Source organism: Paenibacillus sp. KACC 21273 (genome assembly GCF_028736095.1).
Lineage (GTDB): Bacteria > Bacillota > Bacilli > Paenibacillales > Paenibacillaceae > Saccharibacillus > Saccharibacillus kyungheensis.
Genome location: NZ_CP117876.1, coordinates 4,717,112 through 4,741,531, shown reverse-complemented (window position 1 = coordinate 4,741,531; position 24,420 = coordinate 4,717,112). Strand labels below are relative to the sequence as shown.

Genomic DNA, 24,420 nt, shown 5'->3' with positions numbered 1-24,420 from the left:
ACGATCTGAGGAGGTGCGAACGCTTATGGCTATACGTAATGAGTCTTTAAAAACCAATTTGACCGGTTATGCTTTTATTAGCCCTTTTATTATTGGATTTCTGGCTTTTACTTTGATCCCGATGTTTATATCGTTGTATCTTTCGTTTACTAGCTATAACTTGTTTACTTCGCCACGCTGGATAGGACTTGGTAATTTTGAAAAAATGTTTACCAATGATCCGAAATATTGGAACTCGGTCAGAGTGACTATTTATTATGTTTTTGTAGGTGTTCCTTTACGATTAGCATTTGCTTTATTTGTAGCGATGGTGCTCAATACAGCATCACGGATGGTGGGTACATATCGAACGATTTATTATTTACCATCCATTATTGGTGGTAGTGTAGCTGTATCTATTATGTGGCGTAATATTTTTAGTGAGCAAGGGATCGTCAACCATTTCTTAATGGCTTTCGGCGCAGCACCTGTCAATTGGTTTGGTAATGCTACCGCTGCACTGGGCATGCTGATCACGTTATCGGTATGGCAATTCGGTTCATCGATGTTGATTTTCCTTGCTGGCTTGAAAAATATTTCACCTGAAATGTATGAAGCCGCCAGTGTTGATGGTGCTTCACCTGTACGCAAATTTATGAATATTACATTACCGCTACTCAGTCCGGTTATTTTATTTAACCTGATTATGCAGACGATTAGTGCATTTATGACATTTGTACCTGCTTATGTTATCTCCAAAGGAGAAGGTGGCCCTTTGGATGGAACAATGTTGTATTCACTTTACTTATTCCGTCAGGCATTTATGTTCAACAATATGGGTTATGCCGCCGCGATGGCTTGGGTAATGTTGATCTTTATCGGTATTCTAACATTTGTATTATTCAAAACATCTAAAATGTGGGTGTTCTATGAATCAGAAGGAGGACGTTAATTATGGCTGAACGTAAAGCGTCTATCCCTGAATACAATGTAATGAGCAGTACACGCGCGCAAAAAGGGTGGTTCTGGCGCAAAATCAAATGGCCTATCTATCATATCTTTGTCGGGTTACTGGCGATCTTGATGATGTATCCGATTGCATGGATGTTGCTCAGTTCATTTAAAGAAAGCCGTACCATTTTTGCTACAGCGAATACATTATTGCCTGCTCAATGGATGTGGGATAACTATATTACCGGTTGGAAAGGTGTCGGTGGTTATTCTTTCGGGCATTATATGTGGAATTCATTAGTAATTGTAGCGATATCGACAGTCGGAGTAGTTATTTCTTCGGCAGTGATTGCTTTCGGATTTGCTCGTTTGAATTTTAAAGGTCGGAACTTCTGGTTTGCGATTATGATGGTGACCTTAATGCTCCCTCATGATGTGGTATTGGTTCCGCAATATATTATTTTCACTAAATTAGGATGGTTAAACAGTATTGCTCCTATTGTGGTACCGCAATTTTTTGGAGCACCGTTCTTTATTTTCTTGATGGTACAGTTTATCCGTACGATTCCGAAAGATCTGGATGAAGCGGCGACGATTGATGGGTGTGGCAAATTCCGTTTGTTTATACAGATCATTTTGCCATTGATCAAGTCTTCTCTGGCGACAGCGGCGATTTTCTCTTTTTACTGGCGCTGGGAAGATCTACTCGGTCCGGTACTCTACTTGAATTCACCGGATAAATATACGGTCTCGATGGGATTAAAAATGTTTTTGGATAGCGAATCTTCTTCTAACTGGGGAGCGATGTTCGCGATGTCTATCGTAAGTCTATTGCCTGTGGTAGCGATCTTCTTTGCTTTCCAAAGACATATTGTCGAAGGTATCAGTTCTAGCGGGATCAAAGGATAAGATACTGATCAACAATAGCTAGGTATATATCTCATACTAAATACTTTATGTTGCTCGTTATTGTAGTTATCGAAATAGATATTATGTACGTATAGATAATCATGAAAGCGATCTATGCAAGGATGGTGAAGCCAAATGAATCACAAATCAGCTACTGATACGGCTACAGAACAATGGCGGATCACCGAAGGTGGCGATGCCAAGGCAGCATTAGGTGATCCTTCATCTACACTTCATGCATCTGCACCGGATCTTTCGGCACATGAACCGTTATTATCACCATTGCGGTATGATTTTGGACCGGGAGAAGTTACTCCCGGTTATATATCTGTGTCTCCTGATGATCGATATGAAAATGTACAGGCTGGATCAAGTTATGGATTTGCACATCCAGAGAGAGTATACGGACGAGATCGAAGCAATCTGCTAAGTGGAGATCAATTCGCAGAGACGTCTAATCATTTGCTAAGTAGCTTCTGTATTCCACTGGGCACTTCATTTATAACCGATCTGCCTAACGGTACATATCAGATCCAGATTACGGTTGGAGATGAACAAGCCGCTACTCATACGATCATTAAATGTGGCGCTGGCAAGCTGATGTTACCGCCTGTAGATACATTGCCCGGTCAATTTGTAAATAAACTATTTACCGTTCCGGTGATTGAACATCAACTGCAATTGCATATCAGCGGCAAAGCTCCACGTCTAAATGCGGTTGAGATTACAGCTGTACCGCAAGCACTCAAACTATTTATCGCTGGCGATTCAACAGTGACTGATCAGAAGCAAGGTGGAGCTCCTTATGCGGGTTGGGGGCAGATGTTACCTGCAAAATTCAAGCACGATGTCTGTGTCGATAATCATGCAGTATCCGGTCGCAGTTCCAAAAGCTTTATTGATGAAGGTAGACTGGCTATAATTGCAGACCAGATCAAAGCAGGGGATTTCTTATTGATTCAATTTGGTCATAATGATGAAAAAAATGATCCTATGCGCGGTACAGAGCCATTTACTACATTTAAAGAGTACTTATTGCAATATATCGAAGTCGCTCGTACCAAAGGGGCAACTCCAATTTTGATAACTCCGGTTAGTCGGCGTTACTTTGGCGCAGATGGCGTTCTTACAGATACTCATGGCGACTACATTGTAGCGATAAAAGAATTAGCGACAGAGCAACAGGTTCCACTAATCGATCTCGCTCAGCAGACCAAAGTATTGTTAGAGTCACTGGGTGAAGAACAAAGTAAATCCTTATTTGTCTGGCTCTATCCGGGGGAGTATCTACATTTTCCCGATGGGATGGAAGACAATACTCATTTTCAAGAACAAGGTGCTATGCAAGTGGCAGGGCTTGTGGCTGAAAGTATTCGTGCGTTGGCGATTCAACCGTTAGTGATGTATTTGCGCTAATGCTAATATCGTTACTTTTGTATAGAGTGGTCATTATTACATTTCGAATCTACTGACAATCTAATATGGGATACAGAAAGGATGATTAGTTATGCCTGCTTTACAATTTGATGAACAGCATATACGCGATGTGATTGATCGTGTGGTTGAACGTACATTTAATATGGATTTTCGCTGGGATTGGCCGGGTGGAGTCGCTTTTTACGGAATCTGCGAAGCCTATGAAGCAACAGGAAAAAAGGAATATCTAGACAAACTTAAAATTTGGATCGATGAGCAGATTGAAGAAGGATTACCACAGTTATCGGTCAACGGGGTATCGATCGGTCATTGTCTGCTTACCTTATATGAAGCAACAGGCGAAGAAAAATATTTAGATATTGCAAAAGAAATGGCTGAATTTCTAGATAGCAAAGCAGAGCGTTTTGCAGATGGTATTTTCCAGCATACGGTCAATTCACTTACCGATGTATTTCCACAGCAAGCATGGGTAGATACGATGTTTATGGCAGGGTATTATTTGCTACGGATCGGTCATTTGTTAGGCAATGAGAAATATATCGAGGATGGCTTGAGGCAGTATCATGGACATGAAGAGTTTTTACAAGATAGCGATACCAATCTGTATTATCATGGTTGGGATCATGTGAATCAGCATCATATGTCAGGCATGTATTGGGCGCGTGGCAATTCATGGGCGGCACTGACCATGGCAAAAGCACTGAAGTTTATTCCAGTGCAACATCCATCGTATATGATTATTGATGGTTCTTTGCGAGATCAATTAAGCGCTCTCGTACGTCTGCAATCACCAGAAGGATTATGGCATACCGTACTGACCGATGAGACATCTTATCTGGAAACATCCGGTTCTGCGGGTATCGCGACAGCGTTATTGTTGCAAGGCAGACTGTACAATAAATATACGCAAAAAGCGATTGATGGCATTTTGTCGAAGATCAAAGAAGATGGCACTATAACAGGCGTTTCCGCAGGTACAGCCGTCATGAACGATATTGATGGCTACCGCAAAGTACCCGCCAAACGCATTCAAGGATGGGGACAAGGACTGGGCTTAGCTTTTCTAGCTCAATTGGTACGTACCAAAGAAGACGTATTTGGTTGATTATCATGAATCGATCATATCGATCGTTATTTTGAAAAAATATAGTATAGTATTATTCCTGGACATTTTAATTTAGCAAATAAGATATAAAAAAACACGCTGTTCTTATTCAAAGAGCAGCGTGTTTTGATTTACATTAAATCTTATTATATTCTACAGCAAAGGTTGCTTCACAATCGAGAACTGATGATCTAGATTCTCAACGATCATATAGAGTAGACCATTCTCGTATTTAATAAATTTGGATACCGTATTCTCAGATGTTTGGCGCATTTGCCAGATTTCTTTACCATTACGATCATACAGATAATTCTTTTGCTCACTATTATCAATGAGAAAGACTTGATTGTTATTATAATCGGTTGTCCATTTTTCATCACGATCAGCTAACGTACGAATCATTTCATAGACAGGTTGACCTGTAGCTAGATTGTAACGAGCATAGATTGGGAAAGGTTTGTCTGTATTAGCGCCTAACGGATTTCCTTTAATATTGGTCGTGTAGACAATCAATTCATTCGATTGTAATTGAAAATCAGCATCTAGATTCCACGGTACCGTAATCGTTTTGGCTTTTACGTTAGGATGAGCAGTATCCCAAATGTAAAACACATTTTGCGTTTGCATCAAGCTACCACCATTGTATTGAGCGACCACATAATGAGAGAATGTTTTTACTTGAGTTGGATTAGCATTTTCGTAGTTAAACGTCTGCTGAATCGTTGGTGTTGTAGTCAGAGATGCTTGTTTCCAGGGTGCTTGATAGACAGATAACTGCTTGCTCGATTGAACAACAATTTGTTCTTTGCTGGTGGACGTAGGAGCAGACCATGCTAACTGCGAACCATTGCCCGAAACGACTTCATACAAGTGTGCAGGTAACGTAACCGTTGATAAAATTTTGCCTGGTGTTGCTTGAGCTGTCGATAATGTGATTTTTTGTAGAGATTGTTTATGTTGTACAATTAATACTAATTTGTTAGAACTGGTCAATACGTTATAGCTGAAAATACGATCATACGTATTGTTCCAAAGAGGCATCGATGTGTTCAAATTCACGATTTCTATGCGGTTATTCGCTATATCTACCAAAACTGCTTGATCATGAGGTAGATTCACAATCTGTGTATCGATCCGAAAATCGTCTGGAAAAGATAAATGATCATCTGTAGGATTAGCAGCAAATGCTTGTACAGGTAATAATAGCAATAGTGTTAACGTTAGAATCCATTTTTTCATCACAGGTAATCCTTTCTGCACATCCTTTATTTTATGTAGCATACCTATATATATTATACCGTATATTTGTAGCATGTGTACTATTTAGATTTGACGAGGTAAATAATAGGCTTTATGGTAATAATATAAAAATAATGATTGAAAAAGGGGTTGCTCTTATGGCTAGTGAACATATCGTACTGAATCAAGGACAAAATACCAATCTGGCGCAAGGTGATTCGTTAAAAGTAATGATTCAATGTGATGCTTCACCGTCGCCGCTGGATATCAGTTGCTTTATGGTGAATGAAGCAGGCAAAGTACCTTCAGATGATTATTTTATTTTTTACAATCAAAATGTCGATCCGCATCAATCAGTGCATTTGGAACAAGCAACAGAGCGGAGTACACAATTTGCGTTAAATATGACTAAATTGCAAGCGGCTCCTATTGCCAAATGTGTATTTACAGCTACGTTAGAAGGGGCAGGCACATTTGCAGAAGTACAGGGTTGCAAAGCGGTGCTTACGCTTGGTGAACAAGAGATTACATATACGATTACAGAAGCGACAGCAGAGACTGCGCTTATTTTTATAGAAGTGTATCGCTATCAGCAAGGGTTCAAAGTGCGAGCGATTGGACGTGGATTTTTTGGTGGTTTGAAGCCTTTAGCAGAATCATTTGGTGTAGAGATTGACGATAGCCCTGAAGAAGAAACAGCGCCTTCGCAAGCAAGTCCGGCTGATCCAACACCTGTGCCGGTTGTTGCTGAGCCTGTATCCACACCTGAACCTGTCATCCCACCAGCGAATACATCGATAGGCAAAATCGATCTGCTCAAACGCAAAGTCACCTTATCACTTGAAAAGAAACAAATCCCCCCGATTCAAGCCAGAGTGGCGGTAGTGTTCGATGCATCGGGTTCGATGTATTCTTTGTACAAAAAAGGGGTCGTGCAAGAAGCGTTTGAACGTATATTGGCGATTGCAGCAGCATTTGATGATAATGGTGAATTGGATGTATGGTTTTTTGCCAAAGAATTTCTACGTGCACCAAGTGTACGTGCTGAAGATTACAAAGATTATGTCGCGCGCACCTATAAGTTAGGAAGCAAAGGCGGAACAAATAACGAACCGCCTGTGATGGAAGATGTGATTCGTAGATATACAGTCGAAGAACCGAATGTACGTATTCCGACGTATATTATCTTTTTTAGCGATGGTGGAGTCAGTAGTAAAAGCAAAATTACCAAGTTAATTACCGAAAGTTCTCATCAAAATCTGTTCTGGCAATTTGTTGGACTGGGCAATGCGAATTATGGTATTTTGCGTCAGTTGGATGAGCTTAAAGGACGTTTTATAGATAATGCCAGCTTTTTCGAATTAGACGATATTTCTAAAGTGAGCGATGAAGAGCTATATGATCGCCTATTGAACGAATTCCCAAGCTGGATTGTAGAAGCAAGACGCAAAGGAATTCTAGCATAATTGCACAAGAGTGAAGAGTGAAGAGTGAAGAGTGAAGAGTGAAGAATAAAAGAATAAAAGAATAAAAGAGTAAAAGAGTAAAAGAGCCAGAAGGCAGTAAAGCATCTTGTATAATGTAGAGATGACTTTTACTAGCTTTTGGCTCTTTTTTTGAATTAGAAGAAGGAACTGAAATAGATAAGAATCATTTATTTGAATAAAGAAAGGCTATACATTGCTATGAAATAGAAGTAATGCGTAAAATTTATTTTTTAGTTTTCACATATCAGTTTTCTATCGCATTAGAATAGACATCTTGCCACAACAACGATTAGAGAATCTTCTCTTTTGAAAAGAGGACTTTACCTCACTTTAACTTTTTGATGCTATAATGTGCCCTGATTGATCGCCTGAGCGTTTGCCCCAGTTGGTTCCCAATACCCCAAGAATAATCAATGTTGTGCCAATGATATGGTAATACATTAACTGCTCATGCAAAAATACACTACCTGCAATCATCGACGTAATAGTTGCAAAGTTGCTAAATACACTCATTTTGGTCGCTTCCAGGTGAGAGAGCGCATAACTGGATAACAAAGTCGTTCCCAGCGAAGACAATATCCCTAAGTAAAGCAAAGCGAATCCATAATGTGGCTCTGTAAATGGCTGAACATATTCAATTACTGTCCCGAGTATCAGATGTCGACCAAGTGCTACGATATTAAATAACACACAAGCTGTTATCATCGTTACCCATGTTAATTGAAGTGGATTATATTGCTTGGTAAGCGGGCGAGCGAGTACGCCATACCCTGCAAAACAAAGCGCAGACCCGATCAATAACAAGATTCCACCCAGATTACTGAGCGAAAAGTTGGTACCGCCTTTCATCACAAAAATAAACACAACTCCTATCACAGACAATAACAGTGATCCTTTTTGTATCCATGACGATTGTTCTTTGAGAAAATAAGTCGCCAGAATCAATGTGAAAATAGGAGCAGTCGCCTGTATAATACCAGCTTCAGAAGAAGAAGCATACAACAATCCAAACGCTTGAAAAGCAAAAAACAAAATAGGTGATAACATCGCTAGTGGTAAGATGCGCCAGATATCTCGCCAGGTGCAGGTGACTTTGATCCAGCCTAGTAGAATAGGAATTCCTAACACGATAGTAGATAACAAAAATCGATGAGCCAGTACATCCAGTGGATGTGCTGTATTGATCGTCATTTTCATAAATAAAAACGAAAATCCGATAATCAGTGCATAAGCTAGAGCAGCTAGGTAAGCGGGTATACGATTAGATTGGGTAGTCATTTGTATGTACCTCCAGGTGATCATTTGCAATATGAATAGGTTGCTTATTCAATATACGTGGCGGACAAACAGCTCACAATCACGATAAAATCAAACTGTACCGATACAGATTGTATACAACTTTTAGAAGATCCAATGGAGAAGAGACTATAATGGTCTATACCATAAGTATTCAGCAGAGTACGTATAGTAGACGAAGGCACTACAGGGTAAGGGAGGAGCCAACTCATGAATAAATTTAAAAACACATCAAAAAGTAAACCTATGAATAAACAACAACAATTAGTTGTACATATCGCACAGCAGATTCAAGCAGGTACGTTAGTATCGGGTCAGAAATTACCTTCGATTCGATCTATGGCTCAAACTAATCAGTGTAGCCCTTCTACAGTAATTGGAGCGTATGAACAATTGATGCAAGAACGCTGGATTTATGCGATGGATCGAAGCGGATACTATGTAGCTCAACAAGGATATAATCAACAGCGTTATCCAGTGCGTGAACAGATTGATTTGTCATCAGCAGCGTCAGCACCTGAATTGTTTCCTTATGACGATTTTCAAAGTTGTCTGAATCAAGCAACTCATGTCTACCGAGATCAATTATTTTCATATGGGATGCCTCAAGGATTACCTCCATTATTGTGTGAAGTAAGACAGCAGTTAGAAGAAGTACAAGTATTTGCGCGCGAGTCTCAGTTATTTGTGACATCAGGGATACAGCGAGCATTGTCGATTTTGACGATGATGCCTTTTCCAAATGGTCGGCAGACAATTATGATCGAGCAACCAAGTTACCATTTGTTGATCGAATTACTGGGAGCACTTCATGTACCTGTGGAAGGAGTAGAGCGAACAGTGAATGGACTGGATTGGGAGCGAATCGAGATCCTTTTCCAGAGTGGAGAGATTAAGTTCTTTTATGTGATTCCACGATTTCATAATCCGTTGGGAACATCGCTATCGACAGCAGATAAAAAGCGACTAGTCGCATTAGCGGCAAAGTATGATGTGTATATCGTAGAAGATGATTATTTGTCCGATCTAGAACACTCTGTCTCGAATGACCCGCTGTATGCGTATGACACGTCAGAGCATATTATTTATCTCAAAAGCTATTCTAAGATTCTTTTTCCCGGTCTACGAATCGGTGTAGCAGTGTTGCCAGCAGCATTAATCGATACCTTTGCTCAATATAAACGTTTACTGGATATCGATAGTTCTGTGCTATCGCAAGCCGCATTACACATGTATATCAAAAACGGGATGTTTACCCGTTATCGTCGCTATCTGCTTGAAGGATATGATCGCCGAATCAAGCAGTTGCATCGCACATTAGATGTTTTATCAGATGATCCTATTTTTGCAAATGCTCCTCGTAATCAGGCAGTGCATACCTTTTTACGATTACCCGATAATTTCCCGACTTCTGTGTTGATCCTTCGTTTAGCACAGCAGAACATTATCGTAGGCGATGGTAGCCAGCACTTTTTACCAGACAGTCCGTACACGATTAATCTATTGCGGATGAATGTATCCAATGTACCTGAAGAGCAGATTGACCACACACTGAACATTATCTCCAAAGAAATTCGTAAGTTATCGATTACGCCTAAGTTATATGAGTAATAGTCTTCATCTACTAAAAATCATTGTTCTACGGCATACGGTATGATGATTCAGGCAAAAGAAAAGCGACCTGTGATATACTCACAAGTCGCTTAATTTACGTTTGGGATCATCAAAGCTATATATTAACGCTTTTCATTATAAAGTCTGCTAGCACATTACTTCCCTGCTGCAACCAACTTCAACGCTTCATCTGCCGCTTGCAACGTCTGATCAATATCAGCATCCACATGAGCGGTTGTTAAGAACCATGCTTCATACTTGGAAGGAGCAAGGCATACACCACGATCTAGCATATGACGGAAGAAAGATGCGAATTTCTCACCATCGGTATCTTGCGCTTGATCGTAATCAGTTACCGGATGATCGCAGAAATGCGTAGAGAATGCGCCGCGAATACGGTTAATGGTCATCGCTACACCATGACGATCCGCAGACTCACGTAATCCATCCGTTAAGCGAATAGCTAGACGTTCCATTTCTTCATAGACGCCTTCGCCTTGCAACACCTCTAGACAAGCAATCCCTGAAGCGACAGACGCAGGATTTCCTGCCATCGTACCTGCTTGATAAGCAGGCCCTAGTGGAGCGACTTGTTCCATAATATGTTTGCGACCACCATAAGCACCAATCGGAAGTCCACCACCAATAATTTTACCAAGTGCTGTTAAGTCAGGCATGATCTGATCGTGATTGTCTAATCCTGCATATGTCTGACTAGAACCATAATGGAAACGGAAAGCTGTAATGACTTCATCGTAAATGACTAAAGCGCCATAATCATGAGCTAACTTACATAACCCTTCCAAAAATCCCGGAGCAGGCATAACCATACCAAAATTACCGACAATCGGCTCTACCATTACGGCTGCAATCTGATCGCTCCAGTGTTCTAAGGCTTCACGTAGCGCTTCTAGATTGTTGAATGGTACCGTGATGACTTCTTGCGCAATACTGGTTGGAATCCCTGCACTATCTGGAATCCCCAGTGTTGAAGGGCCAGAACCTGCTGCGACAAGCACCAGATCCGAATGTCCATGATAACAGCCAGCGAATTTGATAATTTTGTTGCGCTTGGTATACGCACGCGCGACACGAATCGTCGACATCACTGCTTCAGTACCCGAGTTTACAAAGCGAACTTTATCCAGAGAAGGAATACTGTCTTTAAGCATCATTGCTAATTGGATTTCAAGTTCTGTCGGTGTACCGTACAGAATTCCATTTTGCGCGGCTCTTGTAATCGCTTCAGTGATATGTGGATGGGCATGTCCGGTGATGATCGGGCCATATGCCGCTAGATAATCGATATACTTATTGCCATCGACATCTGTAAAATGAGCGCCTTTGGCGTTAGCCATAAATACAGGTGCGCCGCCACCGACAGCTTTAAATGAGCGAGACGGGCTATTCACACCGCCTACAATATGTTCTAGTGCTTGTTCATATAATTGGGAAGAACGTGTTCGTGGATTCAATACAATCGCTCCTTAGTTAAAATGACAGCAACCACCGTTCAGACAAGAAAAAAGCGCCCTTTAGATGGGCGCTATAACTACAGATGTGACGATGATTGAACTGCGCTTTTTCTATTTTACCATTGTTGCTACAGAATGTTGAGTGATTATCTTAACAGGCTTACTGCACCGAAGAGCTTGAGCTGTTCGATGTGGAGCGTGAAGAAGAACCGCCTGTATTGGTTGTACTGGAACTTTCTGTACTTGAGCTTGAATTGGAACTGCCCGAAGAACTGTCTGAACTTGTACCGCTTTTGTTAGTACCTGTAGATACCGGTGTTGGTTCCACTGCTGATTTATTCAAAGCATCTTGTACATACTTCTGTAATTCTTCGCTACTCTTGATACCGATCACATCAGCGCCGCCTACTTTTTTCTCGGCTAGTAGATCGTCTGGAGGCAGTTGGTCACTACCATTCATTTTACTATCGTAAGCGACTGAAGCGAGTTTCCATAGATCATCAGTGCTCAAGTTCGTATCGATATAAGGATTGACCTGTTGTAAGATCGTTGGCAGATTCATAATTGAAGTGGTGGATTTCATTTTCTCACCAACCGCAGTTAAAAAGGCACGTTGTCTTTCCGTACGGGAAAAGTCAGACATTGCATCATGACGGAAACGTACATATTGCAGAGCAGTTTTGCCATCTAAATGTTGCATACCTGCTTTGAGATCGATATCGTATTCGTGTTTATCTGCTGCACTGGTATAATGCATATCTTTTTCAACATTAAAATCAATACCGCCAACAGCGTCTACCAGTTTGATAAAGCCCTGGAAGTCAGTATAGACATAATATTGAATCGGAATACCAAGCAAGTCACTAACTGTTTTCATCGCTGTATTCGGTCCATGTGTAATCGCACTATTGATCCGATTCTCGCCATAACCAGAGATCGGAATATACGTATCACGCAGGATCGAGAATAAATGAATGGTTTTTTTGACAGGATCAAGTGAAGCGACAAGCATGGTGTCTGAGCGTGGAATTTCACCATCGTCTGCACTACGCGAATCGACACCCATTAAAAGAATATTGACAGGTTCGGTTCCTTCCCATACAGGAGGCTGAGTAGCGGCGACATTGGTAGGTTGCACATTTTTAAAAGGTGACGCATCGCCTGTTTTTTGTAATGCATCAATTTGATTATATACTGCTGTGAAGTAATAAATCGCATAGCCTATAACCGCAACTACAATGATCGCTACGGTCCAAAGCAGCGTTCGCTTTGTCTTTACATTCATGTTCTTTCTTCCTTTCGAGGGTGAGGTCTATACTATGTTTTCAGAATCTTAATGCCAATTTGAAAAATTGTTTATCACTTTTGATTGCTCTTCATGACACCCGTACATTATAATTTTTTTTTAGGCAACAATCAATTACAGCGAATTGACAAGATTGTTATAAATAACGCGAATTATAGCGCATTTCTAACATGAACATCAATCAAGCATAAAGGAGATACTCATGCAGGCGATCGAAGTACAAGATTTACGCAAAACCTTTCAGATTCAGAAGAGCCGCGGAGGATTAACCGGAGCACTGAAAGACTTATTCGCAAGGCAATATAATGAAGTTGCTGCGGTGAACGATATTACCTTTTCTATTCCACAAGGAGAAATCTGTGGGTATATCGGGGAAAATGGTGCTGGCAAATCGACCACCATCAAAATGCTCACTGGTATTCTTGTCCCTACATCCGGACAGATTAAGGTTAACGGGTATGTGCCTTATCAAGAACGGGAAAAGTTCGTGCAGGGAATCGGTGTTGTGTTCGGACAAAGAAGTCAGTTGTGGTGGGATATAGGAGTAATCGAATCTTTTCAATTGCTTCGTAAAGTATATCAGGTATCTGAAGCAGATTACAAAAAACGCCTCGATGAGCTGGTGGAACGTCTGCAATTACAAGACTTATTAAGCCGTCCTGTACGTAAGCTGAGTTTGGGTCAGCGGATGCGTTGTGAATTAGTTGCAGCATTGTTACACAATCCATCGATTATTTTTTTGGATGAACCTACGATCGGTCTGGATATCGTCGTCAAATCCGAAATTCGTGAATTTCTAAAAGATCTTAATCGTACACAAGGGACAACGATTCTACTGACAACACATGATCTGCAAGATATTGAAGCACTCTGTTCACGCGTGATTATGCTGGATGCTGGTAACGTCATCTATGATGGCGGCTTAGATGATCTGAAGACTCGCTGGGGCAAAGGCAAAGAAGTACGCTTCCAGTTTGGCAAAGCAGTGACTGCATCTCAGCTCCAAGCGTGGACAGCCAGTCTACCTGTGCAGTGGACACAAGAAGGTGAACTTGTAGCTACAGCATTAGTAACCGCAGATACAGCCGTATCCGATGTGCTAACCGCAGTACTCAGTCAGGTCGAAATTCTAGATATTCAGATTTCCGAGACCAGTACCGATGAAATTGTACGTCAGATTTATAGTTCCGGTTCAGCCGAAAATCCGGAGGTTAAGATTCATGTCTAGTCTGTATTGGGATTTTATTCGTATTCGTTTTTTGACGATGCTGGCATATCGAGTGAATTATTACTCTGGTATTCTGGTCTATACGCTTAATATCGGTGTGTATTATTTTACATGGCAAGCAATCTACGGGGGCAAAGAGCAGATTGCAGGCTTTACAGCCGCACAGATGACCACGTATGTAGCTGTTTCGTGGATGGCACGGTCGTTTTATTTTAACAATCTGGATCGGGAGATAGCGACCGAGATTCGAGACGGTACGATAGCGATTCAGTTTATCCGCCCTTACAACTATTTGATGGTCAAAATGATGCAAGGATTCGGTGAAGGATTGTTCCGTTTCTTATTATTTATGATTCCAGGGATGTTGATTGCATTACTTTTATTTCCGGTTCAATTGCCGACAAGTATCACCTCTTGGATCGGTTTTCTGATCATGTTATTTTTTAGCTTTTTGATCAATTCACAGATTAATATTATTATCGGAATGCTTGCCTTTTTTGTTGAAAATAACGAAGGTATGATGCGGATGAAGCGAATTGTCGTTGATCTATTTTCAGGGCTGTTGATTCCAATTAGCTTTTTCCCGGGTTGGTTGGTATCGATTATGAATTTTCTACCTTTTCAAGCGATCACGTATTTGCCGGGCTCGGTATTTACAGGTCGTGTCAAAGGAACAGGCATTTTAGAAGTGTTAGGGATTCAGGTGGTCTGGTTTGTTCTATTATTAATTCCAATTTATTTTATATGGCGCGCTGCTCGTGTGCGGCTGTTCGTACAAGGGGGCTAAGCAGATGAAATATTATCTTGGATTGGTATGGGAATACTTTCTGAATTATGCGAAGACACGTCTAACGTATCGTGCTGACTTCTGGGTAGAAGTGATCTCAGATTTGTTATTTCAAGCGACCAACTTAATCTTTATTTTTGTCGTATTTGCACATACAGATACATTGGGTGGATTTACCGAAGCAGAAGTGGTATTTGTATATGGATACTTTATGATTCCGTATGGATTGTATAGTTGCTTTGTGAATCTATGGAACTTTGGGGATCGTTATATTGTCAAAGGAGAAATGGATCGCATTTTGACCCGTCCTGCTCATAATCTATTTCAGATTTTTCTAGAAAATCTTGATCCGCCGTCGTTGATCGGTTCGTTGATTGGTGTGATTATTATGATCTGGAGTGGAGGTCAGTTAGGAATCGAGCTATTATGGTGGCATATTCCTGCACTGATTGTGATGGTGCTCGGTTCAACGTTGATCTATACCGGAATCTATACGATTCTAACGTCGATCTCTTTTTATTCGGATTCACCGACAGGGATTATTCCGTTAATGTACAATATCCAGACATACGGACGTTATCCGATTACGATCTACAACCGTATTATTCAAATTTTGCTAACATGGATATTGCCGTTCGCATTTGTAGGTATCTATCCTGCGGCACTGTTTTTAGATCGACCCGAAATGATTCGTATGGCGTGGATTACACCTGTGATGGGGATTGTCTTTTTCGCACTAGGATTGTTATTCTGGAATGGTGGAATCAAGCGTTATCGCGGAGCAGGATCATAAGTTGAGTATATTAAGAAGGAATATGATTGTATTTTGAAAGTGAGTTCTTTATATTTTACATCGAAGCTAAAAAGAATAAGATAGCTGAAGGAGGAATTACCGTGAGTGAATTACAAATAGGGCAACCGGTACCTGAATTTACATTAGAAGCATCTGGAGGTCAGGAAATCTCGTTAAGTGATTATCGTGGCAAAAAGGTCGTGTTATACTTTTACCCGAAAGACAGCACACCGGGTTGTACCCAGGAAGCCTGTGATTTCCGCGATAGTTCAGCAGCGTATGAGCAAAAAGGTGCGGTTGTGTTGGGAATCAGTCCTGATCCGGTCAAATCTCATGATAAATTTGTACAAAAGTATGAACTGTCTTTCCCGTTATTATCCGATCCTGATCATGCAGTTGCAGAAGCATTTGGCGTATGGCAATTGAAGAAAATGTATGGCAAAGAATACGAAGGTATTGTACGGTCTACATTTCTGATCGACGAAGAAGGTATCTTGATCAAAGCTTGGAACAAAGTGAAAGTTAAAGGGCATACCGAAGAAGTATTTGCTGCACTGTAAAAAGACATTGTTATGGAAGCAAGTAAAGTTGCTACAAATCAATATGGCTCTATGATAGCTCTACCAAAGCAACGTCCTTCCAAAGACGTTGCTTTTTTAATGGATAAAAATAGCGCTTACCTGTAGTCATCTTGTGGATAGCACTCTATACCAAAGGAGAGGAGAACGACTTATGAATTTTTACACTATTGCTTATTTGGAAAATCAATCGACATTTAATGTCTATCTCAAATACATCTTTATTTTTGTCGCATTGATCTTATTGCTGGTGTTATTTTCCTTATATATGCGTAAGCGTATTGAGACCAAATATCGAGATCTAAGTATTATTTTGCTACTTATTATAGTGTTTATGATCGGTGTACAGTATTCGGATTATACGCAAGATCAGAGCACCTACTCCAAATACTCGCAGATGGTGCAATTTGTCCATCAATTAGCCAAAGACCAGAAGTTGGATGAAACAACGATCAGTGTGAATTCAACTACGCTTGTAGACGAAGTTATTATCAAAACACCAACAGCTTACTATACCGCTCATTTTAATGATGATATGAGTGCTTATACATTAGAAACGGTCTATCTGGTGAATCCAGACGTTCACATCATCAACCAATAAGTAGAGAGAAAGGAAACAATCTATGGAAGCTTATTATCCTGTTATTATCAAATTAGCGCTCGGTATTCTTTGTCTGGTGTTACAGATTAATCTAATGGGCAAAGGCAATCTAGCACCCACATCGGCGATTGATCAAGTGCAGAACTATGTACTCGGGGGCATTATAGGCGGTGTGATCTATAATGAAGCAGTCAAGCCTTTACAATTTTTCCTCGTGCTGATGATCTGGACGTTACTGGTCTTTATGATCAAATTCCTCAAACAACACAATCCATACATTAAGCGTATTGTCGATGGCAAGCCGATCAACTTAGTTGTCAACGGGGAAGTTAATGTTGGCGAATGTCTACGTTGCGGCATATCGGCAAATGAATTGATGTTCAAGTTACGAGCGATAGGGATATACGAGATTAAAAATGTAAAACGAGCCATTTTAGAGCAAAACGGACAATTAACCGTTATCCAATATGGTGATGAAAATATTCGCTATCCGATTATTGTAGATGGACAGGTCAATCAAGATGTACTTGATCTAATTCATAAAGATATCAAATGGCTAGAAGAGCGGGTCAAACAAGAAACCCATCATCATATATCTGAAATTTATCTAGGTGAATATATCTCAGGTGAATTGCGCCTGCATGCGTACAAAAAGTAAAGCGATTTACTGTTTAAATATTCTATTTCTATATGATAAATTTGACATAAAGAGTGAGCTATGTTAGTTTGGAGTCATTGGGTTTTTCTAAATAATGGAATATTTAGAGGTTGATTCACACTATTCAAGGAGGCACACACTTATGACAAAACAACAATGGATACAAGCAATCGAAGCACAATTTGATCAAATGGTATCTTGGCGTAGACATATGCACAAGTTCCCTGAATTATCTTTTCAAGAAGTGAAAACTTCTCAATATATTGCAGATACGTTAAAAGGATTCGGGTATGAAGTGCGTACAGGTGTAGGCGAAGGCGGATTGATCGCTGATCTACAAGGGGCACAATCAGGCCCAACGATAGCATTTCGAGCAGACTTTGATGCACTGCCCATTCATGAAGAAAATACAGTAGACTATCGTTCGCAAAATGATGGCGTGATGCATGCTTGCGGACATGATGGGCATACAGCGGCATTACTGGGTGTAGCCAGTGTACTTAGCGATCAGCAAGCACATTTGAAAGGAAAGGTTCGGTTTATTTTCCAGCATGCTGAAGAACTTCTTCCAGGTGGAGCCAAAGCGATGGTCGAAGATGGAGCTTTGGACGGAGTCGATGAAGTATACGGTGCCCATCTGGCCAGTGCTCTTCCATTAGGCAAAATCGGCACAGCTTCAGGGCCTGCAATGGCATCGGCAGATTCCTTTTCAATTACGATTCAAGGGAAAGGCGGACATGGTGCACAGCCTGATTTGTCAGTCGATTCTATCGTGATCGGTAGCCAGTTAGTAGGAGCTTTGCAGACCATCGTATCCCGTCATATCAGCCCGATGCAGTCGGCGGTAGTGACTATCGGTGTGTTCCAAGCAGGACAAGCCTTTAACGTGATTGCCGATAAAGCGAAGATCGAAGGAACAGTGCGTGCATTTGATCCAGAGATTCGCACCAAAATTGAGCAAGATATTCGAGATCTGGTACATGGCATTACATTAGCCAGTCATGCGACATATACAATTAATTATATTCATGGTTATCCAACCGTTGTGAATACACCGGAGCAGACAGAGCATGTTCAACAAGTTGTCGTGGATACGATGGGTGAAGAAGCATTTCTGATGTTACCACCAGCGATGGGAGCGGAAGATTTTGCGTATTATTTGCAAGAGCGTCCGGGTAATTTCTTCTTTGTCGGATCGAAAAATGAAACCGAAGATACTGCATTCCCACATCACCATCCACGATTCGATATCGATGAACGTGCGCTTGTGAATGCAGGTAAAGTCTTTTTGGGCATTGCGGCAGAGAAATTGTTATAAATAGATGAAGTCTACAAACAAAGAGTTTATCTATAGGTATGTAATATGTTTTATAAACAAATGTAAATGATGACTGTAACGATAACGAAGTATGATGGTAGGCTAAGATAGATATAGATCATGCAACTAAACAATAAATTATTATAAAAAGAGCCTGTCGATTAAAGTAACTTATCGACAGGCTTTTTCATTGACTGTTTTCTGATTTAGCGTATATTACTGATGGTTAGAACTGGTATCAATGCTAACCGTATAATTTGTGCTATCCCAATTGACATGAGCGCCAATGGTCTCTGAAATAAAGCGTAGCGGAATAAAAATACTTTCATTAGCATACTGCGGTGGAGAAGACAAAGGAACACTTTTACCATTCACAATAGCAGTATTTTTCCCTTTGGTTAGGTGAATGCTAGTGGTGCCGCTTGTGATAGATACATCGTTTCTATTTTTTTTATTCCAAACAACCTTAGCATTCATTTTCTCGAATAGCCCGCGTACAGGCACATAGACAGCATTTTGTTTTAAAAACGGCAGATTGGGTATCCGAATATCAGTTTTATTCAATTGTACAGTGATAGGCTTTTGTACAATAACCGGTGTGGAAGTACCGGCTGGATCAAATGGATTACCTATACCTAATTGTCCTCCGGCATTTGAACCCCAGCTGTGGACTGTACCTTTCTGATCAAGAGCCAGCGTAAAGCTATTGCCCGAAGCAATCTGTATGATTTGTGTTAATCCGTTAACCTGTGTGATATTTGCTTGATTACGAGGATCTATTTTCCAGACCGAACCATTAGTTGTGATCGCATAGATCCCACCTGCTGCACCATTATCTGTCGAAGTGACCGGTAGTTTCAATGTATAGGTTCTGGGAGCATGCATGCCGGAAGATAAATCCCAGTCCAGTACTTGTCCCTCTTTGTTGACAGCGATAACTTCTCTATAGCTCATAGTAACGGATACTATGTTTTGCCCACTAGTCAGTAAAGTAGGAGAGGTATCGGATTCGTTAATAGATCCCCATCCCCACAATGTACCATCTTTTTTTAGAGCAACGGAATAGTTATCATAGGTGCTAATCGTCTTTACTCCATTAAGTCCAGGTAAGGGTATAGGTGTAGTGTAAGTTTGGGTTACTTTGGTGTTGCCCAGCTGCCCAGCTGCATTCGACCCCCAGCCCCAAACCTGTCCATTTTTGTCTAAAGCGAGAAAGTGTTCTGATCCGGTAGCTGAAGCAACGATATCTTTCAGACCTTGCACTTGTATCGGGCTAGATGTTTTTTGTCTGCTAGGATCATTGACTCCCCAGCTATACACCAGCCCTTCTTGGGTCACTGCACTTGTATATATGCCTGCACCGGGAGCAATCGTTTTGAAAGGTGCATTCGGTGTCGTAAAAGGAAGAGGAGAAATGTGATTAAAATTATCGCCAGTTCCTGCATTTTGTCCTATACCCCATGTCCAGATTGTACCGTCTTTGTCAATTGCATAGGAAGTACCTAACGAAGTTTGTATGTAGCTGATAGATTCTAAAGCATGCGTGGTGTTGTTTTTGGCTGATGTAATATGAAAAGGTATATACAGACCTAAACATAGACAAACAACTAGTGGAATAACATATTTACTTACTTTCATGATATTGTGCCTCCTGAGTGCATATGGTTTTTATTACATAAACAGTATATTTCATGAAGAAAAAATATACAAATGTAGATTTTTTAAAATAAAAGATTTACATGTTTACAATAAAATGATATAAGAATAATGTTAGGAAAAAAAATACATATAAGGAGGATAGAAGTGAAGTTAAATTTTTGGAAACTTAATAGTTGAGGTGGAAGAATTGAGAAAATTTATAACTGTAATCATTATTGGTATGTTGTTTTTAGAAACAAGTTCTTTAAAAATTTCTGCAGCTGATGTAAGTGGGACAAATAGTACAGTAACAGCAAATACATATACACAGGATAATAACTTATTACCAAGTTTTGTGAAAGTAACTAATGCAGCTAATGTTTCTACTCAAAATGTAAATAAATTTATCTCTCAAGCACAAAGTGTTATCAAAGAAAATAGAAAAACTTCTCAGCCATCGGAGTTTTCTCAAATGTTAGTAGCAAATAAAGAGATTTACGATTATTTTTATATTGATGAAGCTAATAAAGATTTATATTTTTATGAAGATTCTTTTAACTCTAATCCTATTGCCAAAATTGTTGACCTAAATACTCATTCGTCTATGGATACTTCTGTTAAATCAAGTTCTAATAATAGTATGTATATCCAAAATTTAGCCTCTCTCGCTTCAATCTCAGGAGGAATGGGTGCTAGAGCAACTATACCTTCTGGTAATCTATTGGAAGCAAGAATACACACAGATGGCGATACAAAGCAATTAAATCTAAATAAAGGTACCTCGTATACGTATGTAGGATTTACCGGGAGTAAAGAGGCGGATGCAGGGTTGCAATATAGTGCACTCAATGCACAATCAAATGGTCATCAGGTATGGAAACCTTATTTGAAATTGAGTTCTAGTGATCCTTGGTCTACAGACACTATGCTTAACGGTTATGATGCAGTTCAATTTCAAAATGGGTATATCCCTGGTGAGGAAGTACAAGTGAGTTTTTGGAAAAATTATATTCATGATAATGTAAGGACTACAAGACTTAAATTGCAAGGGTTAGCTAAATGTGCTAATTCTACATGTTCAAATGCTTCACCAACAAAATTGGCAGTTATAATGGAAAAAAATGGAACAGGAGTTGCTAATATTGATTCTTATAAGGTCCTAGCTACTATAGCTGATGTAAATAATACAAAAGCTTCAGGTCAGGTAAACTCATCAGTAACTAACATTACTGTAGATGGTGTACCTAAAACACCTGTCCAAGATGCTAAAAGTACAAATAGCAGTATGAGTATATCTTCTAATAGTGTCACATTTAAAATAAAATAATTAAAAAAGCAGCGAAGATCGTGGCATCTATTGCCCGGTTCTTCGCTGCTTTTTTATACTTTTAGTTTATTCACCTGCGGAATCATCAGGCTTTTTCTTTCCAAATCGATTCACCAGTGCAATTCCTAATCGTCTGCGGAACTTCACAAGAATAAAGAACAAGATTAGCACCACAATAATCGCAATCGCTTCAAATGAATAGTGATGAATCCAGTGAAAGACCATCGTCCATTGTGGTCCGAAAATGCGACCCAATGCTAGAAAGATACTAACCCAGATCAATGCACCGCTATACGAGTAAGCAGCAAAGCGCCAGAACTTAAAGTTCATAACACCTGAGAAATAACCGGTGAAATGACGTACGCCCGGTATAAAATATCCAAAGAATACAAGTGTATATCCATATTTACCAAACCACAGTTGTGCTTTATCCAGCTTGGATTGTGGCAACAACAACCATTTTCCATATTTACGTAAGAACGGAAGCCCTGCTTTTCGACCGATAAAATAAGTGATCGTCATCCCGATCGTTGTACCGGCAAACGCACAAAGAAATAATAGCGCTATATTCAGGCGACCCATATAAGACAAATAGCCAGCATATCCCATCGTAGTTTCACCAGGGAAAGGAAGAGCAATAAATTCAAGCAATAGTCCTAGAAAAAGCACCAGATAACTATGATGTGTAAAAAGAGATTCTATATAATGTATAACTTGCATGAGCTTTCCTCCGTAGTGCTATAATTTCTCTGTATTTGACTATTTTTCCTAAAATAAAACAATCTATTACATCATAATCTATCGGAAACTACAAAGTCTATTAATAGGTCTATTTTAAAAGAAATCTCGTTATTTCTGAAATGTAAACGTAATCTTGATACAGAGTGGAAGAAAGTACACTTTTAATTGCTGTAGTAAGGTTGGAAGCCTTGACGGTGGCTTTTGCACATAGGTATAATTAGACTCATTGAAATGTGGGAGGTTCGTGAATGAATAGTCCAAGTGAAATTATTGTAGTTCTCGATTTTGGGGGACAGTACAACCAGTTGATCGCAAGACGTATCCGTGATCTAGGCGTGTACAGTGAATTAATGCCTTTTAATACCCCGGTCGAAAAGATTCGTGAATTGTCACCGAAAGGGATCATCTTTTCCGGTGGACCTTCTAGCGTGTATGCAGAAAATGCACCGCATGTCGATCCAGCGATCTATGATCTGAATGTACCAATCTTCGGTATTTGCTACGGTATGCAGTTAATGGCTCAACAATTGTCCGGTAAAGTAGAACGTTCTGCGAAGCGTGAGTACGGGAAGTCTGATGTAGACTTTATGGCTCATTGCGCATTGAATAAAGGTATGGAATCCAGTCACACTGTATGGATGAGTCATGGTGACCATGTAGTCGGCTTGCCAGAAGGATTCGTATTGGATGCAAGTACAGAATCGGCTCCAATTGCTGCGATGAGTAATGCACAGCGTCAATTGTATGCTGTACAGTTCCATCCAGAAGTACGTCATTCTGTGTTCGGTAACGAAATGATCCGTAATTTCTTATATGAAATTTGTAAATGTGCGGGCGAATGGAGCATGGAGACGTTTATCGAAGATACAATCGAAGAGATTCGTACACAAGTCGGCGACAAAAATGTATTGTGCGCACTAAGTGGCGGTGTCGATTCTTCGGTAGTGGCGATTCTTTTGCACAAAGCGATCGGTCCTCAATTAACATGTATGTTTATCGACCATGGTCTTTTACGTAAAGGCGAAGCGGAAAGCGTCATGGAGACGTTTGTTGGTAAGTTCGATATGAAAGTTGTCAAAATCGATGCCCAAGAACGTTTCTTGTCCAAATTAGCAGGCGTTGACGATCCTGAACAAAAACGTAAAATCATCGGTAACGAATTTATCTACTGCTTTGATGAAGAGTCTCGTAAATTAGGCGACTTTGCATATCTAGCACAAGGTACACTTTATACCGATATTGTAGAAAGTGGTACAGCAACAGCACAAACGATCAAATCTCACCATAACGTAGGTGGATTGCCAGAAGATATGCACTTTGAATTGGTAGAGCCACTCAAAGCACTATTCAAAGACGAAGTACGTAAAGTCGGCGAACAATGTGGATTGCCACACGCGATCGTATGGCGTCAACCTTTCCCGGGCCCAGGTCTAGCGATTCGTGTCTTGGGCGAAGTGACTGAAGATAAATTGCAAATCGTTCGCGATTCCGATTATATCTTGCGTGAAGAGATCGCAAAAGCAGGTCTTGAAAGCGAAATTTGGCAGTACTTTACCGCACTTCCTAACATGAAGAGCGTAGGCGTTATGGGCGATGCTCGTACGTACTCATATACCGTAGGTATTCGCGCTGTAACATCAATCGATGGTATGACTGCTGACTGGGCACGTATCCCGTGGGATGTGTTAGAGAAGATTTCAGTACGTATTGTCAATGAAGTCGATAATGTAAACCGTATTGTGTATGATATTACATCCAAACCACCAGCTACGATTGAGTGGGAATAGAATAGGTAATTTCAATTGAAAACTTTTATACACTGACAACAATAGAATGAAAAAATTACTCTCTTTTATCTGCGTTATTTTGCAAATAGAAGGGAGTTTTTTTATGGGGAAACAATCATGGACATTTTAACAGCTTATGAATGAATAATTTATTGATGTGAAAGTA

21 protein-coding genes are annotated in these 24,420 nt (G+C 40.2%); 15 read left to right on the top strand and 6 right to left on the bottom strand.

The window, feature by feature from the left end; translation table 11 throughout:
• Positions 1 to 25 precede the first annotated feature (25 nt).
• The 4 genes from PQ460_RS20790 to PQ460_RS20775 all read left to right on the top strand — a co-directional run bounded on the left by PQ460_RS20790 (position 26) and on the right by PQ460_RS20775 (position 4,381).
• Positions 26 to 931 carry a carbohydrate ABC transporter permease gene (locus PQ460_RS20790; protein ID WP_204826615.1) on the top strand — a complete coding sequence of 302 codons (906 nt, stop codon included), beginning with the start codon at positions 26 to 28 and terminating at the stop codon, positions 929 to 931.
• Between the two features lie 41 nt (positions 932 to 972).
• A complete protein-coding gene (locus PQ460_RS20785; protein WP_273616224.1) occupies positions 973 to 1,839 on the top strand; it encodes a carbohydrate ABC transporter permease in 867 nt (288 codons plus the stop codon).
• A gap of 135 nt (positions 1,840 to 1,974) precedes the next feature.
• The gene (locus PQ460_RS20780; RefSeq protein ID WP_274171035.1) at positions 1,975 to 3,255 is read left to right on the top strand and encodes a rhamnogalacturonan acetylesterase; all 1,281 of its coding nucleotides are present in this window, start codon (positions 1,975 to 1,977) and stop codon (positions 3,253 to 3,255) included.
• Positions 3,256 to 3,346: 91 nt separating this feature from the next.
• Positions 3,347 to 4,381 (top strand): glycoside hydrolase family 88/105 protein, encoded by a 1,035-nt coding sequence (locus tag PQ460_RS20775; protein WP_274171034.1) that lies wholly within the window; start codon positions 3,347 to 3,349, stop codon positions 4,379 to 4,381.
• A 153-nt stretch (positions 4,382 to 4,534) separates the two neighbouring features.
• On the opposite strand, the gene PQ460_RS20770 is transcribed toward PQ460_RS20775, so the two are convergent.
• Positions 4,535 to 5,620 (bottom strand): hypothetical protein, encoded by a 1,086-nt coding sequence (locus PQ460_RS20770; protein WP_274171033.1) that lies wholly within the window; start codon positions 5,618 to 5,620, stop codon positions 4,535 to 4,537.
• A 158-nt stretch (positions 5,621 to 5,778) separates the two neighbouring features.
• Here PQ460_RS20770 and PQ460_RS20765 point away from each other — a divergent pair, with 158 nt between their 5' ends.
• Positions 5,779 to 7,086, top strand: a complete 1,308-nt coding sequence (locus PQ460_RS20765) for a VWA domain-containing protein (protein ID WP_274171032.1) — start codon at positions 5,779 to 5,781, stop codon at positions 7,084 to 7,086.
• A 351-nt stretch (positions 7,087 to 7,437) separates the two neighbouring features.
• Here PQ460_RS20765 and PQ460_RS20760 read toward each other — a convergent pair whose 3' ends face one another.
• Positions 7,438 to 8,385: a DMT family transporter gene (locus PQ460_RS20760; RefSeq protein WP_274171031.1), complete on the bottom strand. Its 948-nt coding sequence runs from the start codon at positions 8,383 to 8,385 to the stop codon at positions 7,438 to 7,440.
• Between the two features lie 228 nt (positions 8,386 to 8,613).
• Between PQ460_RS20760 and PQ460_RS20755 the strand changes: the two genes are divergently transcribed.
• The gene (locus PQ460_RS20755) at positions 8,614 to 10,014 is read left to right on the top strand and encodes an aminotransferase-like domain-containing protein (RefSeq protein WP_274171030.1); all 1,401 of its coding nucleotides are present in this window, start codon (positions 8,614 to 8,616) and stop codon (positions 10,012 to 10,014) included.
• A 158-nt stretch (positions 10,015 to 10,172) separates the two neighbouring features.
• Here PQ460_RS20755 and PQ460_RS20750 read toward each other — a convergent pair whose 3' ends face one another.
• Together PQ460_RS20750 and PQ460_RS20745 are read right to left on the bottom strand one after the other, a co-directional pair.
• A complete protein-coding gene (locus PQ460_RS20750; RefSeq protein WP_274171029.1) occupies positions 10,173 to 11,492 on the bottom strand; it encodes a glutamate-1-semialdehyde 2,1-aminomutase in 1,320 nt (439 codons plus the stop codon).
• A 160-nt stretch (positions 11,493 to 11,652) separates the two neighbouring features.
• Entirely contained in the window at positions 11,653 to 12,777 is a 1,125-nt protein-coding gene (locus PQ460_RS20745) for an LCP family protein (RefSeq protein ID WP_274171028.1), read from the bottom strand.
• A gap of 223 nt (positions 12,778 to 13,000) precedes the next feature.
• Between PQ460_RS20745 and PQ460_RS20740 the strand changes: the two genes are divergently transcribed.
• The 7 genes from PQ460_RS20740 (at position 13,001) to PQ460_RS20710 (ending at position 18,761) form a co-directional block, all read left to right on the top strand.
• Positions 13,001 to 14,026, top strand: coding sequence for an ABC transporter ATP-binding protein (locus PQ460_RS20740; protein WP_274171027.1), 1,026 nt, complete (start codon positions 13,001 to 13,003; stop codon positions 14,024 to 14,026).
• The gene (locus PQ460_RS20735; protein ID WP_204826626.1) at positions 14,019 to 14,813 is read left to right on the top strand and encodes an ABC transporter permease; all 795 of its coding nucleotides are present in this window, start codon (positions 14,019 to 14,021) and stop codon (positions 14,811 to 14,813) included. Before PQ460_RS20740 ends, PQ460_RS20735 begins: the two co-directional genes overlap by 8 nt.
• 4 nt (positions 14,814 to 14,817) lie before the next feature.
• A complete protein-coding gene (locus tag PQ460_RS20730; protein WP_274171026.1) occupies positions 14,818 to 15,606 on the top strand; it encodes an ABC transporter permease in 789 nt (262 codons plus the stop codon).
• 101 nt (positions 15,607 to 15,707) lie between these two features.
• Positions 15,708 to 16,166: a thioredoxin-dependent thiol peroxidase gene (gene bcp / locus PQ460_RS20725; protein WP_443147174.1), complete on the top strand. Its 459-nt coding sequence runs from the start codon at positions 15,708 to 15,710 to the stop codon at positions 16,164 to 16,166.
• A gap of 172 nt (positions 16,167 to 16,338) precedes the next feature.
• Entirely contained in the window at positions 16,339 to 16,785 is a 447-nt protein-coding gene (locus tag PQ460_RS20720; protein ID WP_273614806.1) for a DUF3290 domain-containing protein, read from the top strand.
• Positions 16,786 to 16,807: 22 nt separating this feature from the next.
• Positions 16,808 to 17,443: a DUF421 domain-containing protein gene (locus PQ460_RS20715; RefSeq protein WP_273614807.1), complete on the top strand. Its 636-nt coding sequence runs from the start codon at positions 16,808 to 16,810 to the stop codon at positions 17,441 to 17,443.
• 142 nt (positions 17,444 to 17,585) lie between these two features.
• A complete protein-coding gene (locus tag PQ460_RS20710) occupies positions 17,586 to 18,761 on the top strand; it encodes a M20 metallopeptidase family protein (RefSeq protein ID WP_273614808.1) in 1,176 nt (391 codons plus the stop codon).
• Between the two features lie 216 nt (positions 18,762 to 18,977).
• On the opposite strand, the gene PQ460_RS20705 is transcribed toward PQ460_RS20710, so the two are convergent.
• Complete coding sequence (locus tag PQ460_RS20705; RefSeq protein ID WP_274171025.1) at positions 18,978 to 20,399, bottom strand: stalk domain-containing protein; 1,422 nt, start codon at positions 20,397 to 20,399, stop codon at positions 18,978 to 18,980.
• A 199-nt stretch (positions 20,400 to 20,598) separates the two neighbouring features.
• Here PQ460_RS20705 and PQ460_RS20700 point away from each other — a divergent pair, with 199 nt between their 5' ends.
• On the top strand, positions 20,599 to 21,726 hold the full coding sequence (locus tag PQ460_RS20700; protein ID WP_274171024.1) for a YrpD family protein: 1,128 nt from the start codon (positions 20,599 to 20,601) through the stop codon (positions 21,724 to 21,726).
• Positions 21,727 to 21,792: 66 nt separating this feature from the next.
• Here the strand turns inward: PQ460_RS20700 and PQ460_RS20695 are convergent, their stop codons facing one another.
• Complete coding sequence (locus PQ460_RS20695; protein WP_274171023.1) at positions 21,793 to 22,446, bottom strand: DedA family protein; 654 nt, start codon at positions 22,444 to 22,446, stop codon at positions 21,793 to 21,795.
• A gap of 269 nt (positions 22,447 to 22,715) precedes the next feature.
• Here PQ460_RS20695 and guaA point away from each other — a divergent pair, with 269 nt between their 5' ends.
• Positions 22,716 to 24,254, top strand: coding sequence for a glutamine-hydrolyzing GMP synthase (gene guaA, locus PQ460_RS20690; RefSeq protein ID WP_274171022.1), 1,539 nt, complete (start codon positions 22,716 to 22,718; stop codon positions 24,252 to 24,254).
• Positions 24,255 to 24,420: the final 166 nt, after the last annotated feature.

Bases quoted from the DNA above. Each gene is read 5' to 3' on its own strand.
- PQ460_RS20720 (WP_273614806.1), top strand. From the start codon at position 16,339: ATGAATTTTTACACTATTGCTTATTTGGAAAATCAATCGACATTTAAT.
- PQ460_RS20735 (WP_204826626.1), top strand. From the start codon at position 14,019: ATGTCTAGTCTGTATTGGGATTTTATTCGTATTCGTTTTTTGACGATG.
- PQ460_RS20770 (WP_274171033.1), bottom strand. From the start codon at position 5,620: ATGAAAAAATGGATTCTAACGTTAACACTATTGCTATTATTACCTGTA.
- PQ460_RS20775 (WP_274171034.1), top strand. From the start codon at position 3,347: ATGCCTGCTTTACAATTTGATGAACAGCATATACGCGATGTGATTGAT.
- PQ460_RS20695 (WP_274171023.1), bottom strand. From the start codon at position 22,446: ATGCAAGTTATACATTATATAGAATCTCTTTTTACACATCATAGTTAT.
- guaA (WP_274171022.1), top strand. From the start codon at position 22,716: ATGAATAGTCCAAGTGAAATTATTGTAGTTCTCGATTTTGGGGGACAG.
- PQ460_RS20785 (WP_273616224.1), top strand. From the start codon at position 973: ATGAGCAGTACACGCGCGCAAAAAGGGTGGTTCTGGCGCAAAATCAAA.
- PQ460_RS20710 (WP_273614808.1), top strand. From the start codon at position 17,586: ATGACAAAACAACAATGGATACAAGCAATCGAAGCACAATTTGATCAA.
- PQ460_RS20760 (WP_274171031.1), bottom strand. From the start codon at position 8,385: ATGACTACCCAATCTAATCGTATACCCGCTTACCTAGCTGCTCTAGCT.
- PQ460_RS20705 (WP_274171025.1), bottom strand. From the start codon at position 20,399: ATGAAAGTAAGTAAATATGTTATTCCACTAGTTGTTTGTCTATGTTTA.
- PQ460_RS20790 (WP_204826615.1), top strand. From the start codon at position 26: ATGGCTATACGTAATGAGTCTTTAAAAACCAATTTGACCGGTTATGCT.
- PQ460_RS20730 (WP_274171026.1), top strand. From the start codon at position 14,818: ATGAAATATTATCTTGGATTGGTATGGGAATACTTTCTGAATTATGCG.
- PQ460_RS20715 (WP_273614807.1), top strand. From the start codon at position 16,808: ATGGAAGCTTATTATCCTGTTATTATCAAATTAGCGCTCGGTATTCTT.
- PQ460_RS20780 (WP_274171035.1), top strand. From the start codon at position 1,975: ATGAATCACAAATCAGCTACTGATACGGCTACAGAACAATGGCGGATC.
- PQ460_RS20745 (WP_274171028.1), bottom strand. From the start codon at position 12,777: ATGAATGTAAAGACAAAGCGAACGCTGCTTTGGACCGTAGCGATCATT.
- PQ460_RS20765 (WP_274171032.1), top strand. From the start codon at position 5,779: ATGGCTAGTGAACATATCGTACTGAATCAAGGACAAAATACCAATCTG.
- PQ460_RS20755 (WP_274171030.1), top strand. From the start codon at position 8,614: ATGAATAAATTTAAAAACACATCAAAAAGTAAACCTATGAATAAACAA.
- PQ460_RS20740 (WP_274171027.1), top strand. From the start codon at position 13,001: ATGCAGGCGATCGAAGTACAAGATTTACGCAAAACCTTTCAGATTCAG.